The organism is Gluconobacter vitians (genome assembly GCF_015244565.1).
In the GTDB taxonomy this organism is placed as follows: domain Bacteria; phylum Pseudomonadota; class Alphaproteobacteria; order Acetobacterales; family Acetobacteraceae; genus Gluconobacter; species Gluconobacter vitians.
Genome location: NZ_JABCQG010000015.1, coordinates 1 through 15696, shown reverse-complemented (window position 1 = coordinate 15696; position 15696 = coordinate 1). Strand labels below are relative to the sequence as shown.

The following is a 15696-nucleotide window of genomic DNA, read 5'->3' as shown; positions in this document are numbered from 1 at the left end:
AAAGAGGACTTCAGTATGGAAAAGGAAGATTTCCCATCTGAAAAAACATTGGGCACTAATGATTTGGAGGCCATTTATGATATTCCCGTTACTGTAAGTGCCGTCCTTGGGCGCACGACAATGCCAATAAACCAATTGTTGCGTCTGGGGCGCGGAGCAGTAGTTGAATTGGATCGAAAAATTGGGGATTCAATTGATATACTTGTAAATAATAGACTGATAGCAAGGGGAGAAGTTGTTATGGTCGATGAAACTCGGCTTGGTGTAACTATGACTGAGATTATAAAATCAGAAAAATAAGTAAAAATTTCTCACATAAAAAATATATTTGTGCTCTAAAAGCTCTTGGAAGAAAATGACCAATACCGGGAAAAACTTGTCATCTGGAGTTGAGAGGCTGGTTTCAGCTTTCAACATTCCGCCAAGTGTGAGAGCGCTAAAAGCTTGGATGCCTGGATCGGATATAGGACTCGCGCTGTCCGTTTCGGCGCTTTTGTCTATACTTGTCTTGCCGCTTCCAACATTTATTCTGGATATAGGTTTATCGCTTTCGGTAACCTCATCTATACTTGTTTTGATGGTTGCCTTGTTTCTGAATAGGCCTCTCGATTTTACATCATTTCCAACATTATTGTTGTTAACGACTCTTTTGAGACTCTCTCTCGAAGTTGCGACTACTCGGCTGATTTTAAGTCACGGGTATGAGGGAGCATATGCTGCCGGGCATGTTGTGGCGGCGTTTGGCGGCTTCCTGATGGGAGGCGATGTCGTTATTGGAGCCATTTTATTCTCCATCCTTCTCGTCGTTAATTTTATGGTTATTACAAAAGGATCGGGCCGTATCGCGGAAGTTGCTGCCAGGTTCTCGTTGGATTCAATGCCTGGGAGACAGATGGCTATTGATGCTGAACTATCTTCAGGGGCTATCAATGACGTTATCGCACGCAAAAAACGTAAAGAACTGGAAGAAGAAAGTGGGTTTTACGGAGCTATGGATGGCGCCGCGAAGTTCGTGCGTGGAGATGCAATTGCTAGTCTGATAATAACCGCTATCAATATTATTGGTGGTTTGACGATAGGTATTGTCCGGCATGGCATGTCAGTATCAGATGCAGCGACAGCCTTTACAACTTTGACAATAGGCGATGGTCTTGTTTCCCAGATACCAGCTCTTCTTGTCTCTACCGCATCTGGTATTGTCGTAACAAAAGGCGGGACCGAGGGGGGAGCGGATGTTGCGCTGGTAAGACAACTGGGTGGCAATCCCAAACCACTCGCACTGGCTTCCGGAAGCGCAGTCGTTTTAGCCTTAATGCCAGGTCTGCCAACGTTCCCTTTTCTTTTCCTGGCGGTACTGTCGGCAGCGGCGGCGTGGATAAGATATCGGTCCCCTGTTACTGATAAAGATAACGATGGCGACTCCGTTTTGGCTCCTGAAAGCAATGTTCCTTCCGAAATCCCAATTTCCGAAAGTCTCAAAGTCGATTTATTGCGGCTGGAGTTAGGATTTAACTTGCTGGCTATTGCAAGTGGTGAGAATGCGCGCCTGACGGAGAAAATTAAAATACTGCGTAGAACAATCGCCAGTGATATGGGGTTTGTTCTACCTCCGGTGCGTATTCAGGATAACCTCCAGCTGCCGCCTGATTCTTATTCAGTATGTATTAAAGAAATAGAAGTTGGACGCGGAGACGTCAGGCTTAACAAACTCTTAGCCATGGATCCCAAGGGGGGTGAGTCTCACATTGAGGGCGAAAAAACGAAGGAGCCGGCTTTTGGTTTGCCTGCGCTGTGGATTGACCAGAGTTTGCGAGAAAATGCAATCATTCAGGGATATACGGTTGTAGACCCTGCGAGCGTAATTATTACTCATCTGACCGAACTGGTCAAAGACAACATGGCGGATCTTCTGTCGTATTCCGAAACTCAGAAACTTCTGGATGAACTGCCTCGCGAACAGCAGAAACTTGTTGTTGACCTTGTTCCGTCTCAGATTTCAGTGGGAATGATTCAAAGAACACTCCAGTCACTTCTGGACGAACGTGTATCCATTCGTGATTTGGTCAGCATCTTGGAAGCTTTGCAGGAGGGATGTAGTCAAGGTCTTAAGACGGTCCCGGCATTGGTTTCACACGTCCGCATGAGGCTGGCGCGTCAAATCAGTGCGTCAGTCACAGGCCCTCAGGGATATATTCCTATCTTGTCGCTCAGTCCTGACTGGGAGGTGTCCATCTTTGATAGCCTTTCTAACTCAGGAGAGGAGCGACATATCAATCTTCCTCCATCCAGAATGAATGAATTCGTATCTCGGATAAGATTTTGTCTGGAAAGCGCGATGAAGCAGGGTGAAGTCCCTGTAATACTGGTGTCTCGTAATCTCCGATTGCCACTGAGACGAATAATCGAACGTATCCAGCCATCAGTGCCGGTTATTGCTCAGGAAGAAATTTTTTCTCGTGCCAAGCTTCGGACTGTAGGTTCAATTTAATGGACTGACCAAGGAAGCAGTGACGGACCATCTATCCTGACTGCGTGCTGCGTCAGTCAAACTGTTTGTCATCTCGCATGGGGCGGTTCAAAGGTGAGAAATCTGCTAGGGGTTAACCTGGTAGAAAAAATCGTTTCCGCTGAACCTGGACTAATGTGATCTCGTTATGAAAATTCATTTCGTGGCTTCCTCGACTGATGCAGCTCAAGCTGCACTGGAACGGCTTTCCGAGAAGTACGGAAATGTGCGGCTTCATGACGCGGATGTTGTAGTCTGTCTGGGTGGTGATGGCTTTATGCTCGAAGCCCTGCACAAGGTCCTGGACAAAAGTATCGCCATCTATGGGATGAATTACGGAACAGTCGGGTTTTTGATGAATGCGGCGAATGAAAATGATCTCTTGCAGCGCCTGGAGAAGTCGCAGCCTTCGATTCTTCACCCACTCCATATGGTAGCTACGACGGTATCAGGAGCAGTCAAAAGCGCGCTGGCTTTCAATGACGTGTTTCTTTTTCGGCAAACGCGTCAGACGTCCCGCATTAAGATCGAAATTGATGGTCGGACGCGCCTTGAGGAGCTGATCTGCGACGGCATCATTGTTTCTACGCCTGCAGGCTCAACGGCATACAATCTGTCGGCGCACGGACCTATTGTACCTTTGAGCGCCAATATTCTTCCTCTCACGCCGATTTCTGCTTTTCGCCCCCGGCGTTGGCGAGGGGCTCTCCTGCCTTCGAGCGCCGTGGTGAAGTTGACGCTGCTTGATACGGAGAAGAGAGCGACAGCTGCCGTTGCTGATTTTACTGAAATTCGTAACGTTGCCGAGGTTGTTGTGCGAGAAGACCGGGAGCGACAGGCCACGATCCTGTTCGATCCCGATCACGGTCTTTCGGAACGGATCATCGCCGAACAGTTTATCGCCTGACGTCTTAGATGACCGGGGTCAGAAGACGTTTATCAGTAAAATAGGCAATCAGATTGTCTGCGACCAGATTGGCCATGGCGGTTCTGGTTTCAATCGTGGCCGAGGCCTGATGAGCCTGTAGAACAGTGTTTGTCAGGGTGAAAAAGGCTGGATTTATGTTCGGCTCGTTCTGGAAAACATCCAGACCGGCGCCGGCTATCCGTTTTTCCTGAAGCGCGCTCAGGAGTGCCGCCTCATCCACAACGGTACCTCGGGCGATATTGACGAGAAATCCGTCCTTACCCAAGGCATCGAGAATGTCTTTATTGACCATATTGGTAGAACGTGGTCCGCCTGAAACAGCAAGGATCAGCACGTCGCACCAGGCTGTCAGTGTCTTCAGATCAGGTTCAAAGCGGTAATTGCTCTCTGGTCGGGTATGTGAGTTGAAATAGGCCACTTCCATGCCAAAAGCCGAGACGCGCTTGGCAATGGCCTGCCCAATATGACCAAATCCTGCAATGCCAACACGTTTTTTCGTCAGAGTGCGGCCCATGGGAACAGGTTCAGAAGGCCATTTCCCGGCACGGACGAACTGATCATTTGTGACAATACCCCGCATGACCGTCATCATCAGGGCAACGGCCATGTCAGCCACATCGTCTGTCAGAGTATTCTGGGTTGTAGCGACACGGATGTTTCGGCGCTTTGCTTCATCCAGATTGATACGGTCAGTACCAACCCCATTGACAGAAATGACCTCAAGATTGGGCAGGATGTCCATGATTTCGGGCGGTACGCCGGACGCGCCCCCCGTCGTAATTCCGCGAATATCAGGAGCAATGCTCTTGAGGTTCTCAACTGTCGTATATGGATGAAGGGTAAAATGCTGCTCCAGACGCTCTTTCATGCCCGGAAAAAGGGGATCGATCATGAGGATGTTGGGGCGGGATGACATGCAATTCTCCTTCTTGTTTCGCTGACATCGTCAGAGTCAGGGGCGTGGACCAAGACTGGCTATGGCAAGGGCAGCACATCCGGCTTCCACATCCTGCCATGTCGTGATGAAACCTTCGTCTGGCCCATAATAAGGGTCAACGACGTCCTGTCCGGCCCGGTCGGGGAGGTGGTCCAGCATCAGGGACAGACGTGCTTTGGACTGCCGGGGTTGCATCTGCTTCAGGATCGCCAGATGGGACCGGTCCAAGGCAATGATATGATCAAATCGGAAGAAATCATCCTCTGTGACGAGGCGTGCCCTAAGCGGTGATGCATCCAGGTTCTGTCGGGATGCAATGGCGCGGGCACGGGGATCAGGCGCTTCGCCCAGATTCCAGTGTCCGGTTGCGGCAGAATCGATATCGAGGGTCAGTCCGCGAAGCTCGGCTTCACGGCGCATGGCCAGTTCTGCCAAGGGGGAGCGGCAGATATTGCCCGTACACACGAAAAGAAAACTGGTCATGCACCTGTCAGCCAAATGAAGAACGCCATGGTGAAGATTGAACTTAACGTTCCAAAGAACAGAACGGATGCAATTTCACGTTCCAGAACATGATACCGCATGGCGAGGATGACGTTGATGGAGGCGCTGGGAATGGCCATTGTCAGCACGCTTTCCTGCAGTGCGGGCAGGGGAAGGTGCCACATTCTGGCAAGCGTATAGATGATCCCAGGGATAATGATGTTCCGGACGGTGACGATGACGCCAACCAGCGGACTGAATTTGACCTGACGGGTAAAGAGCACCACGCCTGACGCGAACAGCGCCGCGCCCCCTGTCGTGCGGCCGAGCAGTTGAAGTGAACCCTTGAGAAACTGTGGCAGGAAGGCGCCGGCACTGACCAGCACAAGCGCCATCATCGGAACCCACACAACCGGTTCGCGGCAGGAATGCATGAGGTGTCCCAGAAGTTCGCGGAGTTCGTTCCGGGCTTCCCCTTCAGTCTCGATCCGATGGCGGGTGCCGCGGTCATGGCCCATCAGGATCAGGGTGATGGGCAACTGCACTAGGTTCATGGCGAGGGATGCAATCGAGATGGGGACCGAACTGGCCGGTCCGAAGATCTGTCCCAAGACAGGAATGCCGATGAAGGGAACAGACGGACCGGTGATGGTCATCGCGATCAGCGCTGCCTCACCCAGTCGGCGTTTCAGAACGCCACGCAGGATGGCAAAAATGATGCCATAGCCGCCGACCATGGCCAGCAGGATCAGTGCCGCAACCGGCCCCGCTGCCAGAACCTCATTGCGCGGAGTGCTGAGGATAGAGGCCAGCAGCTCCAGCGGGAGCGCATACAGCATGACCAGACGTGTCAGAACACCAGCCTGCTGCGCATCAAAATCCTTTCGGAATGCCGCGAAATATCCAAATCCCAGCGTTACGAGAATCGGGAGAATGGACTGAACGATCGTCAGCAGCAGGGCAGGCGAGTTCGTCATAGAAGACCCATGAAAGAAAATCCGGTCAGGAAAGGATCACCTTTCGTAACGGTCGCTCCAACATTCGTCTATCCCCATGGCAGATGACGGTTGACCAGAGCCGCGGGGAATGGCTTTGTGGAGTAATGTTGTCCTCTTTCAAATGGTGCCAGATCACGTGATGCAATCCATACTCGACACGTTATGGGGTTTGATCCTCGGACTGCTGGGCGTGGTTGTAGCCGGTGTGGCCATCATCGAAGTCATGGCGCGGAGCGTGCTGTCCGGTCTGGGAATACAGGGAACGGCTCAGACGGTGCTGCTGTTCCTGCTTCTGGGCGGGCTGATCGTGGCGTCGTTCAGGATTTTCGGACGGCTTTTTGCAGTCCTGCTGGCCGCAGCTTTCTGCGTCTATTTCCTGCACGTCGTCTTCGGGTTTCTGAGCGGCGCGTTCATTCCTGTTCAGACACCGGCCGGAACGACCGATATCTGAAATTTTTCAGGCCTGACAGATCAGTTCTTCGGAGCCTGGATGATGCTGATCAGTGTTGCCACGATCTCCGGATCGGCGAGGGTAGAGAGGTCCCCAAAGCCTTCGGTCTCTCCACAGGCAATCTTGCGGAGCAGGCGCCGGACACTTTTCCCGGATCGTGTCTTGGGCAGATCCGGCACGACATGGATATGCTCAGGCGCGGCATAGCGACCGACCTTTGACGTGATGGCTTTTGCGGCCCGCAGATGCAGGTCGTCCGGAGCATCATCGCGGGGAACGACATAAACGACGATACCCTGGCCCTTGAGATCATGCGGGATGCCGATTGCAGCACTCTCGGCAATGGCCAGCTCAGTTGCCAGCGCATCCTCGATTTCGGCGGAACCTATCCGATGGCCGGAAACATTGATGACGTCATCCACACGTCCGGTAATCCAGTAATAGCCGTCTTCGTCACGCCGGGCGCCGTCACCCGTGAAATAATAGCCGGGATAAGGCTGAAGATAAGTGCGCTCGAAAAGGGCCGCGTCATTCCAGATCGTGAGCGCCCGCCCTGGCCAAGATCCCTTGAGACAGAGCACACCTTCGGTCGCACCACCCTTCGGCGTGCCACGTTCATCCAGAAGAACGGGATGAACGCCGGGGAGGGGCAGCGTTGCGGATGCCGGCTTCTCCCTGACGGCACCGGGTACAGGAGAAATCATGATCCCGCCGCTCTCGGTCTGCCACCAGGTATCGACAAAGGCGCAACGGCCTCCACCAACATGGTCATTGAACCAGGACCAGGCCTCATGGCTGATAGGTTCGCCAACCGTCCCCAGAACCCGCAGGGAGGACAGGTCGTAACGCTGCACCACATCGTTGCCTTCGCGCATGAGCGCGCGGATGGCGGTTGGAGAGGTATAGAACGTCGTGACCTTGTGGTCCTGAATCACATTCCACCAGCGGCCCGGACCGGGATGGGAGGGCATGCCCTCGAACAGAAGGACCGTTCCGCCATTAAGCAGGGGGCCGTAAACGCCGTAGGTATGACCTGTGATCCAGCCGATATCGGCCGTGCACCAGAAGATATCACCCTCCTGATGGTCAAAAACCAGTTCGTGCGTATAGGACGCCCAGACCAGATAGCCACCCGTGCCGTGTACGATGCCCTTGGGTTTGCCGGTGCTGCCGGATGTGTACAGCAGGAAAAGAGGGGCGGAAGAAGGCATGTCCTGAGGAGCACAGTCTGGCGCAGCGTCTTTCAGCAGAGGCGAAAGCCATATGTCCCGATCGGCCTGCATGCTCACATCATCATCGGTCACGCTCACGACCAGAACGTGGCGGACGGTATGAGCCTCCGGATGCAGGTCCAGAGCGGCGTCGAGCGCTGTCTTGAACGCAATCCGTTTGGCGCCTCGGCGACCGACATTGGCGGTAATAACCAGAACCGCACCGCTATCGACCAGCCTGTCAGCAATGGCTTCCGCAGAAAAACCGCCGAACAGGACAACATGGATGGCCCCGATCCGTGTGCAGGCCAGCATCGCGATCAGGCCTTCGGGAACAGAAGGGAGATGAATGGCCACTCGATCCCCAGCCTGAACGCCCTGGCTGCGCAGAACGTTCGCCAGACGGCAGACCTGCTCATGCAGGGTTTGGTATGTGAAGGTCAGGACCCGATCGGCGTCTTCCGCCTGCCAGATCAGAGCCGCCTGATCGGCGCGTGTCGCAAGATGCCGGTCAAGGCAGTTCACGCTTGCATTCAGAGCCCCATCCGCAAACCAGCCCTGTTTTTCGCAGTAGGCCTGACTGGGCTCGGCATTCCAGTTCAGCCTTCTGCTCTCACCTTCCCAGTAAAGCTCAGGCTCGGCAGCCGCATGGTCTGTCAGGGCTTCATAGGCCACCGGAGACAGGCGGAATGTATGAGGATGAGGGGATGAAGACATAAGCCTGAAACCTTAAGCACGAAAGACGAACGCCATATAGCGGGTATGCCGTTATATTTGGCTTGCAGGATCGGCAATAGAGAGAATTTTTCTACCCCTGCAGAAAGAATGTTGCAGGAAGTATGGTGTCCGCGAGAGGTATAGGTCTTTTCAATAAAATCAACCGGTTACAATGTAAAACACTTGATTTGCCACCACCTAGAATCAATGACTTAGAGCGTTTTTGTAAAACAGTTTGGTAGGTGGAAGCCCTGCAAATCATCTCATTTATCGATCAGTAGTTAACGCTAACGGGCTTGGTGTTATGAAAACGGCGTTTCGTTAACGTCAAAGCGAACTGTCAAGGAATGCTTTACAGTTCAACCATCCGGAAATTCCGGACAGTTCAGCAATCAAGGATTCCTTGACGACTGAACCCTTGGGGATTCCCCAATGGTTCACCGCCGCGCCCCGACGAACGGCCGCGCCTTGCCGGCGGGACAGATTCCGGCATACCCGGAAATGAGAAGCCCGACATGTGCGGCCAGCGCCGTGCGGTCCGCCTCAATCCGCCCTGACACGTCCTGCCGGACCGTATCTTTCTGGCCCAGAAGCGCCCCAGCGTATCCGACTTGCCGCGCCAGCTCTGCATCAGGCAGGGCAGACAGCGGGACGAACTGCACCGGGACGTTCAGGGTCTGACCGCGCGACCGGATGGCTTCAGCCTGCAAACCAAAAACAGGGGTAAGACTTGAAGCCGAGACGGAGAACTGACCCGACTGACTGAAGGTCCCAGACAGGTTCATCGTGACCGGTCCGGCAATCATGGCCACGACCGGGTCAGACGTGTGCTGGACACACTGGAGCGCCCGCACGTTGGCATCGAACCGGCCAGCCTGATCGGCCGTCCAGCTTTGGACACTGGACACACTGACTGCGCCGGTCTTTGTCAGGTCATCCTGCACGCCGGCGATGGCCTGACTGATCGTGACGGGCGCGACGGATCCGGCCGAACACGCCGACAGAACCAGCAGGCCACAGAGAGCGAGCGCCCTCACGCCGCCCTCACTTCCGCCAGCAAGGATTCGAATTCTTCCCCGTTCGGGGAATAACCCGGCACACCCAGCCAGTTCTCCCGCGACAGCAGGCCGTAAGCCTCGTCCGCAATCCGCGTGAAGGTGTTCCAGGGCATGAAGGTGCGGGCGCCCCAGGTGTTGAAGAACACGCCGTCCGGATTGTAGCCCACGAGTGCGATGGCATGGCCGCCGGCTGGCGTATGGTCTGAGATGGCATTCCAGTCCCAGGTTTCACCAAGGCCCAGATCAAGAAAGCCCTGTGGCACCTGCACGCCCGCCAGCACGCCGCCGAGATAGGCAATGGCACGGCGAATGCCGACCACGTCGGTGGGAACGATTGAGCCATAGGCTGTCAGGTAGTCGCGCGTCTGCCCGGGCCGATGTAAGCCCTCTTTCCGCCAGGCGTTCAGTTCGTCCAGGAGGACAGTGCCATTATCGTTCTCACCCGTGGCCGGATCGAATCCCGTGACCTGCGCATAGTTTTGCAGCACGGTTTCGGCCGAGAGCATGACCAGACCCTGCGCAGCCTTGGTCCAGGTCGCCACCAGGGCGGCATGGGCGGCAAAGGCACAACAACCAAAGCGGTCATTGCCCCACATCTGATAGGGCACATTCTGCGACCAGTCGCGTTCAGCCGGCACGGACGGCAGATGGATGGCCAGCACCCGGCCGAGGCGGTAAGTCCGCGGATCATGCTTCGGAGCACGCTTGCCCAGGCAGCGGCCGACAAATGGTGCACTCATGTGCTGGATCTCCGGAAACAAAAAAAGAGGGGAGCAGCCGAAGCCACTCCCCCTTGCTGATAGTCAGGACCGAAAGGTCAGACGCCCTGATAGATCCGGGCGCGGATCAGCTCCGGAGACTGCACCGGAGCGGCATACGGGGATGCCGTGACACCGGCCAGCGCCTCGACCAGCGGAATCATCGCCTCGACCGTCGTCATGTAATTGGCGGCGGAAGGCGAATAGGTCTTTACGATCGGCGTCGCGATCGCCAGTAGGGTTTCCAGATCCGCGCCGAGCGACTTGGCCCAGTCCTTGCCGGTCGCCACCGTGATCGAGCCGTTCGAGTTGGCGGCGACCTGGGCCGTGACGCTCTTGATCTGTGCGACCAGGTTGTCGAACTTGGCCTTGTCCGTGGTGGACAGGTGGCTTTCCAGATCCGGAATACCCTCGATCGCCTGGACGGCATAGGCGATGGCCGTGGCGTCGTTGTTGAGCGCGGCCGTGTTGAATGTGGCCGTGTTTGCCGTCGTGCTACAGGCCGCAACTGAGACGAGCATCGTGGCGCCCATAGCGAGGGAGAGGAAGCGGTTACGCATTGGCGGAGACCTCCGTCTGTGTCGTGGAAGGATCGGCGTTTGTGCCGGCTTCGGTCGTGACCTTGGCTTCGATGGCGGTCACGGTATCGGTGATTCCGTCAAAGGCCTTGGCCAGACCGGCATCGATGCCCGCCAGGTTCAGGGACGGATCGAGGCGTGGAACCAGCGTCTGGGCCAGCAGCGAGACGGCCGTACCCACCAGGGCAAGGTCCTGCTTGACGGCAGCGTTTTCATGCTTGCCCGCCAGGGTCGTGACGAGCGTCTGCAGAGAAGTCAGGGAATTCAGATCAGCCACAGGGGCCTCCCATAAAAAAGGCGCCCCGAAGGACGCCATGGACAGAGCCGGTCTGACAGCGCGCGCGCTGCCTCCTCCGGCGATCAGGATGATGGAGCCAGGACCCGCACGAGGGTTCAGTCAGCCAGGCTCCGGAGGCTTTCCGGCCTTGGGATGGGTGGAGGCCGGATCGAGGCCCAGCTTGACGGCCTCGATCGTGCGGCTGGCATCGGCCGGGATCATCAGGGCCTTGGCATCGGGCTGATAGGCGTTCGTATTCCAGCCCCTGGACTGGGCCAGTGCGGAAACGGCCTTGTAGAGCAGCGCCATCTTGCTGCCGGCCGCCGGCGGCTTCCAGAACCGCATCGCCAGGGCGGCAGCTGCGATCAGGAAGGTGAGGATCGAGACGAGGTCACCCGCATACTGCGCAGGCAGATACGGCAGGACCGTCTGGAACAGGGACGTCCAGTCCATTTCAGTTCTCCAGATATGAAAAAACCGCCCGAAGGCGGCTGAGTTTGAGGCAATGAAAAGCCATCAGGGCGTCGCGTAATCGCTCTGCCCAATGCTGTCCTCCAGCCAGACCATGTCCCAGAATTTGAGGGACGGCAGCGTGAAGGTGATGTACTTGCCCGACGTGTCGGTTGCCGTGGTGTAGGTCAGCTGGACCGGAGCACCATGATTTACATCCGGGCTGGCCGTGTAGAGGTTCCCGAGTGTGCCCCCGCCAACATACATCTTGATCTGGAGTGCGCCGGTTGTCGTGGGAGCTGCCGCATTGGCAGCATTGTCATTCACATCTGAGAACGAGGTGGCACTCATTTGCTGATAATTTAGCAGGTGCAGGATATCGGTCCCGCTGCGATAGTTCTGGATCAGCCAGACCTTTCCCGCAGCCGCCGCCGTGCTGCCGGTTGCGCCCGATGTGATCGACGGATCAGCTACGGCATCAGTTCCGATATTCAGCCGCAGCAGTTTCTCATAGGCCACACCGAAGGTCTGATAATCGTATTCGGCCTGCACCATGTCCGCACCTGGCGTCAGGAGATTCCCGATTGGATAATAATCATTGCTGATGAAGCGAGCGCCGTTTCCGGGAGCCATTTGACCGTCGACAATCCACGCATGATGCGCGCCCGTGGCCAGCATGGTGGCCTCCTGATAGAGCACGCCCGGGGTGTTGAATGTGCAGGCTGTCGAGCCGCCATTGATCGAGCAGGACGAAGACGCACCGAGCGTCTTGTTCATGCCCATATCCCAGTCAAGGCCGATATTGTTTGGTGTGCGGTTTGCCCACCCCCAAACCTGTCGCGCCTTGGTCAGGAAGTCACCGAAGTTTCCAATGTCAGATGAGTTATTCCACCGCTCAACAAAATGGTATGCCTCGCGCCCGGACTGAACCAGATCCTGCTCTTCGTACGAACCGGCAGGATTGATCACCATCGGCATGTTCGTTCGATCTGTGACGGCCGTTATGAACGAAGAATACATCTTCGAATTGTCCATTCGGGCGCCGTTGATATCCCAAAGAGGTATGGAAATTGTCCCGTACGTGTCTCCAAAGGGACCATCAAATCCTAGTTCTTTTTGCCACTCTTTGACCTGCTCGGCCCAATAATATTGCCAGTTCCCGTTCTGGGTATTCATGATCGCAATGTTGGTGCTGAAATTCCATGCATCGGAGACCGTGCAGGAGTTCGTCGCACCGCAGTTGTTCGTGAACACGGCCCAGGCGAGATTGACGCCTGCACCATCGTTTTGAAAGTTCGGGGCAATGCCTTTATTGGCCGAGTAGATCGGCATGTACATCAGCGTGCCCATGCCGCGCTTTTTGGCCGACGCAATGGCCTGTCGCATGAGCGGGACGCTGACGGTCATGCCATCGCCGTTGACGTAGGATTCTGCCCCGGACATGGGCAGATGCCAGCGGTAGAGCAGGTTATAAACCTGAAGGTTATTGCACTTGTAGGCGTTCAGGCTGTCGATGTCGCTTTCGGGCGTCCCGTAAATCGTGCTTGGGTTCCATCCACCCCAATCCGTGAAAGCACCGACGAACCAACACTGCCGGGGATAGGTCCACCAGTCCGGACTTTCATCGATCGCCGTTGCCTGCTGATCGATCTGGGTCCCGCTGGCGTCAGTGACCGCAATGTTGACGAAATATCCCTGCCACTGGACGACCTGCCGGACAGGGATCTTCAGGATCACGTCTGCGGTCGCACCAACAGCCAGAGACGAGACAGAGGCATTGATCGGATATCCGATCGCAACGCCGCGCCCCGAAACCGTGGCAGTCACATTCCCACTGAACACGGAGCCGGTCTTGTTGTTGAGGGTGACATCGACCAGAGCTGTATCGTTCTGGTTATAGATCGCGCGATCCGTATTGATGCTCTGAATGATTGTGGATGTCAGAGCCGGTCCGGACGCATAGGCACGGCCGATACAAAACAAGACTGCCAGAACAGACAGCGCATTACTGAAACGCCGGCGCATAACTCTCATTCCCTGCTGGATCGCGAAAAATCAGGCAGCCTTTTGCCCCGGACAAACTGCCGCATTTGGTGATGTCGGCCGTGAAGGAACTGGTACCAACCTGAATGGGGCTGCCAAATACCAGCCGTCCCGTCCCAGCCGAGAGATTCAGATTGTATCCGTTGGTCTGAAGATATCCCTGACCATCGGATGCCTGCCACTCTTCCATCGGCCCCATTGCTCCGCCGCCATAGAAGCCGAGGACTGCGCCCGCAGACGATCCCCCGATATTCACGTTATGCCCGAAGAGATTAATGGCGCCCGAGGTCGGATTGTTGACGCTGAAATTTGCAGCACCGGATTGGTCCTGCCAGATGGTGAAATTGTTCGGACTGAAGACGCTCCGAAACCGGAGAAGTGGGGCATTTCCCTGAATGACCGCGCTGCCTTGGAAAACCGGGTCCGGTGCAAAATATGTCTGAGAACCCGTCCCCAGATTACTGCCCGACTGGGGCGCACCAAACGTCCCGGCAGGGGTTCCGACAGGTCCGGAGACTGTGACACCACCATCGGCATGGATCCCCAGCACACCGTTCACCGCATCGACATCAGATTGCTGGAGGGGAGCTGTCGTGATGCTCCGCTGATTGATCGTTGGTGAGTTCAGCTTACCATTTTCGACATCGGTCTTCAGTTTCTGCCATGCCGCTACATTAGGCGCGCTCTGAATACAGGCCGGGTTTCCGGTCGCCCTATACGAGCAGACCCCGCTCGGCATCGACTGCGCGAGAACTGTCGCAGGGAAAACGCACAACAGGAGAGAGAGATACCTGTATTTCACAGTCCTGCTCCGTTTCCGCGTCGATGCTCGACGGTGACCCGAGCAGAGGCCCCACTGATCGGGCCGATATAGGACATTCGGTTCTGAAGCGCCCAGATCGGGGCGCGACAGTCACTATCGCTTCCCCAGCACTGCCGGTCGGCATGCCAGTAGGCAAGAAACGCAACGACCCCGGTTTCTGCCCCCATTTCGTTGGGAGACAGGGACAGGGCATGCCAGCCAGATTCCATACGGTTGGCAGGAAAGCCGTCCCATGCCTGGCTGAAATGATAGACGACGACAGGCGGCATGACGGGCATGGCCGACCTCCATGATTATGGATTGTCAGAAAAGCGCCAGGCGAGACTCCGCAGGCGCAGCAGACGACGGCGCCAAAGCGCCCAGAGCAGCAAACTCACGCCGCAATGGCGGCCTGGAATTCGGGAATGTTTGCCAAAGCACAGGCCGAACCCAGCGGAGAGTTATACCAGCGCTTGTGGTACTGAGCCTGACCGGCCGGATCATCGGCTGCCGGAAGCGGCTCAGGGGCGAGCAGGATCTTTGTGGCGCACATGCCCGCTCCGTAAAGAGGCAGCGTGACCATCAGGTCAGCGGAATGCTTCTGGCCAAACAGCAACCGGCTCAGTCCCGAGGCGACACGGGAGCGGCATGGCGCCGGCAGAGAGTTCTTCCAGATGTCATCATGGGTTTCCGGCTCCATCTGCCAGAATCCCTTGGCCGGCCCGTCATTGAGCTGCTCGAGCCAGACATATCCGCTCTCGACCAGGCCAATGCCTGTGACGATGTTGACGTGGGCCGGGTCATCCAGCCCGATCGCCTGGAGCGCGGGCCGGATCCACAGACGCTTGATCTGTGAGAGGTTCAGGCCAGTCATCCCAAGTGCCCTTTCATCCATGCATAAATTGCCGCAAGCGCAAGGGTGACTATCCCGAGAGCTTTCGGCCCAATGGTATTGGCTGCCCAGATGGCATTTTTAATGGCTTGATCGCGCTGGTTCCGGTTCTCCGCTTGCCTATCAAGCGTCACCTGAATCGTTTCCAGTTTCCGATTCTGTTCCTGTGCTATTGCCGCCTGCTGAGACAGCAGGACCTCATGACGGGTAACCTGCTTCTCTACCGCCCTGAACTCGTCGAGGTGCCGCTCAAATTCGGGCCTGCGAACACACTCGTCAACGAGTGCACCTTCTTCGGGCATGCACCCCTCCAATAAAAAAACCGCCTCGGAAGGCGGAGGTGAGACAGGGGATGGGAAGGATCAGAACGATCGTCCATATTTCGTGCCCCAGGACTGCAGGAGAGACTGGACGGATGACAATTCCGTATCCGGCAGGGCGTAGTCCCAGATCCCCGTAAAGGCATGCTGCACTGTGCCAGTCTGGGCAGCGGTCGTGCCTGCCTGGGCCCCCGTGTTACAATTTGGCTGGCCACCGATCCAAAGAGGAACGGTTCCCATCCCGGCATTGATTCCAGTTCCGGAACTGACCGCGGAGGTGCCCAGAG

At 56.0% G+C, this 15696-nt stretch carries 19 protein-coding genes; 4 read left to right on the top strand and 15 right to left on the bottom strand.

Features of this window, described 5'->3' with window-relative positions; all coding sequences use genetic code 11:
• Positions 1–15: 15 nt before the first annotated feature.
• From fliN to HKD24_RS11340, 3 genes are all read left to right on the top strand, one after another.
• Positions 16–300: a flagellar motor switch protein FliN gene (gene fliN, locus HKD24_RS11350; RefSeq protein WP_407646371.1), complete on the top strand. Its 285-nt coding sequence runs from the start codon at positions 16–18 to the stop codon at positions 298–300.
• 55 nt (positions 301–355) lie between these two features.
• Positions 356–2488, top strand: coding sequence for a flagellar biosynthesis protein FlhA (gene flhA / locus HKD24_RS11345; protein ID WP_194260380.1), 2133 nt, complete (start codon positions 356–358; stop codon positions 2486–2488).
• Positions 2489–2654: 166 nt separating this feature from the next.
• Positions 2655–3413 (top strand): NAD kinase, encoded by a 759-nt coding sequence (locus HKD24_RS11340; RefSeq protein WP_194260379.1) that lies wholly within the window; start codon positions 2655–2657, stop codon positions 3411–3413.
• Positions 3414–3417: 4 nt separating this feature from the next.
• Here HKD24_RS11340 and HKD24_RS11335 read toward each other — a convergent pair whose 3' ends face one another.
• The 3 genes from HKD24_RS11335 to HKD24_RS11325 are packed head-to-tail and all read right to left on the bottom strand — an operon-like array spanning position 3418 to position 5831.
• Positions 3418–4350 carry a 2-hydroxyacid dehydrogenase gene (locus HKD24_RS11335; protein ID WP_194260378.1) on the bottom strand — a complete coding sequence of 311 codons (933 nt, stop codon included), beginning with the start codon at positions 4348–4350 and terminating at the stop codon, positions 3418–3420.
• Between the two features lie 36 nt (positions 4351–4386).
• Complete coding sequence (locus HKD24_RS11330) at positions 4387–4854, bottom strand: low molecular weight protein-tyrosine-phosphatase (RefSeq protein WP_194260377.1); 468 nt, start codon at positions 4852–4854, stop codon at positions 4387–4389.
• Complete coding sequence (locus tag HKD24_RS11325; RefSeq protein ID WP_194260376.1) at positions 4851–5831, bottom strand: AEC family transporter; 981 nt, start codon at positions 5829–5831, stop codon at positions 4851–4853. Before HKD24_RS11325 ends, HKD24_RS11330 begins: the two co-directional genes overlap by 4 nt.
• Before the next feature lie 160 nt (positions 5832–5991).
• Here HKD24_RS11325 and HKD24_RS11320 point away from each other — a divergent pair, with 160 nt between their 5' ends.
• A complete protein-coding gene (locus HKD24_RS11320) occupies positions 5992–6303 on the top strand; it encodes a hypothetical protein (protein ID WP_194260435.1) in 312 nt (103 codons plus the stop codon).
• A 20-nt stretch (positions 6304–6323) separates the two neighbouring features.
• Here the strand turns inward: HKD24_RS11320 and acs are convergent, their stop codons facing one another.
• The 12 genes from acs to HKD24_RS11260 all read right to left on the bottom strand — a co-directional run.
• Positions 6324–8231, bottom strand: a complete 1908-nt coding sequence (gene acs / locus HKD24_RS11315; RefSeq protein WP_194260375.1) for an acetate--CoA ligase — start codon at positions 8229–8231, stop codon at positions 6324–6326.
• A 437-nt stretch (positions 8232–8668) separates the two neighbouring features.
• Positions 8669–9268, bottom strand: coding sequence for a hypothetical protein (locus tag HKD24_RS11310; protein ID WP_322783311.1), 600 nt, complete (start codon positions 9266–9268; stop codon positions 8669–8671).
• Positions 9265–10029 carry a C1 family peptidase gene (locus tag HKD24_RS11305; RefSeq protein ID WP_194260374.1) on the bottom strand — a complete coding sequence of 255 codons (765 nt, stop codon included), beginning with the start codon at positions 10027–10029 and terminating at the stop codon, positions 9265–9267. The genes HKD24_RS11310 and HKD24_RS11305 overlap by 4 nt, the downstream gene beginning before the upstream one ends.
• Before the next feature lie 77 nt (positions 10030–10106).
• Positions 10107–10607: a hypothetical protein gene (locus HKD24_RS11300; protein ID WP_194260373.1), complete on the bottom strand. Its 501-nt coding sequence runs from the start codon at positions 10605–10607 to the stop codon at positions 10107–10109.
• The gene (locus HKD24_RS11295) at positions 10600–10902 is read right to left on the bottom strand and encodes a hypothetical protein (RefSeq protein WP_194260372.1); all 303 of its coding nucleotides are present in this window, start codon (positions 10900–10902) and stop codon (positions 10600–10602) included. The genes HKD24_RS11300 and HKD24_RS11295 overlap by 8 nt, the downstream gene beginning before the upstream one ends.
• Positions 10903–11022: 120 nt before the next feature.
• Positions 11023–11355: a hypothetical protein gene (locus HKD24_RS11290; protein ID WP_194260371.1), complete on the bottom strand. Its 333-nt coding sequence runs from the start codon at positions 11353–11355 to the stop codon at positions 11023–11025.
• A 63-nt stretch (positions 11356–11418) separates the two neighbouring features.
• The gene (locus tag HKD24_RS11285) at positions 11419–13377 is read right to left on the bottom strand and encodes a glycoside hydrolase family 66 protein (protein ID WP_194260370.1); all 1959 of its coding nucleotides are present in this window, start codon (positions 13375–13377) and stop codon (positions 11419–11421) included.
• The gene (locus HKD24_RS11280) at positions 13358–14197 is read right to left on the bottom strand and encodes a hypothetical protein (protein ID WP_194260369.1); all 840 of its coding nucleotides are present in this window, start codon (positions 14195–14197) and stop codon (positions 13358–13360) included. The genes HKD24_RS11285 and HKD24_RS11280 overlap by 20 nt, the downstream gene beginning before the upstream one ends.
• Positions 14194–14496, bottom strand: a complete 303-nt coding sequence (locus HKD24_RS11275; RefSeq protein WP_194260368.1) for a hypothetical protein — start codon at positions 14494–14496, stop codon at positions 14194–14196. The genes HKD24_RS11280 and HKD24_RS11275 overlap by 4 nt, the downstream gene beginning before the upstream one ends.
• Positions 14497–14591: 95 nt before the next feature.
• Positions 14592–15071, bottom strand: coding sequence for a hypothetical protein (locus HKD24_RS11270; protein ID WP_194260367.1), 480 nt, complete (start codon positions 15069–15071; stop codon positions 14592–14594).
• Positions 15068–15391 (bottom strand): hypothetical protein, encoded by a 324-nt coding sequence (locus HKD24_RS11265; RefSeq protein ID WP_194260366.1) that lies wholly within the window; start codon positions 15389–15391, stop codon positions 15068–15070. Before HKD24_RS11265 ends, HKD24_RS11270 begins: the two co-directional genes overlap by 4 nt.
• Positions 15392–15451: 60 nt before the next feature.
• Positions 15452–15696 (bottom strand): hypothetical protein (locus HKD24_RS11260; protein ID WP_228124348.1); only part of this gene is annotated, 245 nt, incomplete at its 5' end.

Bases quoted from the DNA above. Each gene is read 5' to 3' on its own strand.
- fliN (WP_407646371.1), top strand. From the start codon at position 16: ATGGAAAAGGAAGATTTCCCATCTGAAAAAACATTGGGCACTAATGAT.
- flhA (WP_194260380.1), top strand. From the start codon at position 356: ATGACCAATACCGGGAAAAACTTGTCATCTGGAGTTGAGAGGCTGGTT.
- HKD24_RS11340 (WP_194260379.1), top strand. From the start codon at position 2,655: ATGAAAATTCATTTCGTGGCTTCCTCGACTGATGCAGCTCAAGCTGCA.
- HKD24_RS11335 (WP_194260378.1), bottom strand. From the start codon at position 4,350: ATGTCATCCCGCCCCAACATCCTCATGATCGATCCCCTTTTTCCGGGC.
- HKD24_RS11330 (WP_194260377.1), bottom strand. From the start codon at position 4,854: ATGACCAGTTTTCTTTTCGTGTGTACGGGCAATATCTGCCGCTCCCCC.
- HKD24_RS11325 (WP_194260376.1), bottom strand. From the start codon at position 5,831: ATGACGAACTCGCCTGCCCTGCTGCTGACGATCGTTCAGTCCATTCTC.
- HKD24_RS11320 (WP_194260435.1), top strand. From the start codon at position 5,992: ATGCAATCCATACTCGACACGTTATGGGGTTTGATCCTCGGACTGCTG.
- acs (WP_194260375.1), bottom strand. From the start codon at position 8,231: ATGTCTTCATCCCCTCATCCTCATACATTCCGCCTGTCTCCGGTGGCC.
- HKD24_RS11305 (WP_194260374.1), bottom strand. From the start codon at position 10,029: ATGAGTGCACCATTTGTCGGCCGCTGCCTGGGCAAGCGTGCTCCGAAG.
- HKD24_RS11300 (WP_194260373.1), bottom strand. From the start codon at position 10,607: ATGCGTAACCGCTTCCTCTCCCTCGCTATGGGCGCCACGATGCTCGTC.
- HKD24_RS11290 (WP_194260371.1), bottom strand. From the start codon at position 11,355: ATGGACTGGACGTCCCTGTTCCAGACGGTCCTGCCGTATCTGCCTGCG.
- HKD24_RS11285 (WP_194260370.1), bottom strand. From the start codon at position 13,377: ATGCGCCGGCGTTTCAGTAATGCGCTGTCTGTTCTGGCAGTCTTGTTT.
- HKD24_RS11275 (WP_194260368.1), bottom strand. From the start codon at position 14,496: ATGCCCGTCATGCCGCCTGTCGTCGTCTATCATTTCAGCCAGGCATGG.
- HKD24_RS11270 (WP_194260367.1), bottom strand. From the start codon at position 15,071: ATGACTGGCCTGAACCTCTCACAGATCAAGCGTCTGTGGATCCGGCCC.
- HKD24_RS11265 (WP_194260366.1), bottom strand. From the start codon at position 15,391: ATGCCCGAAGAAGGTGCACTCGTTGACGAGTGTGTTCGCAGGCCCGAA.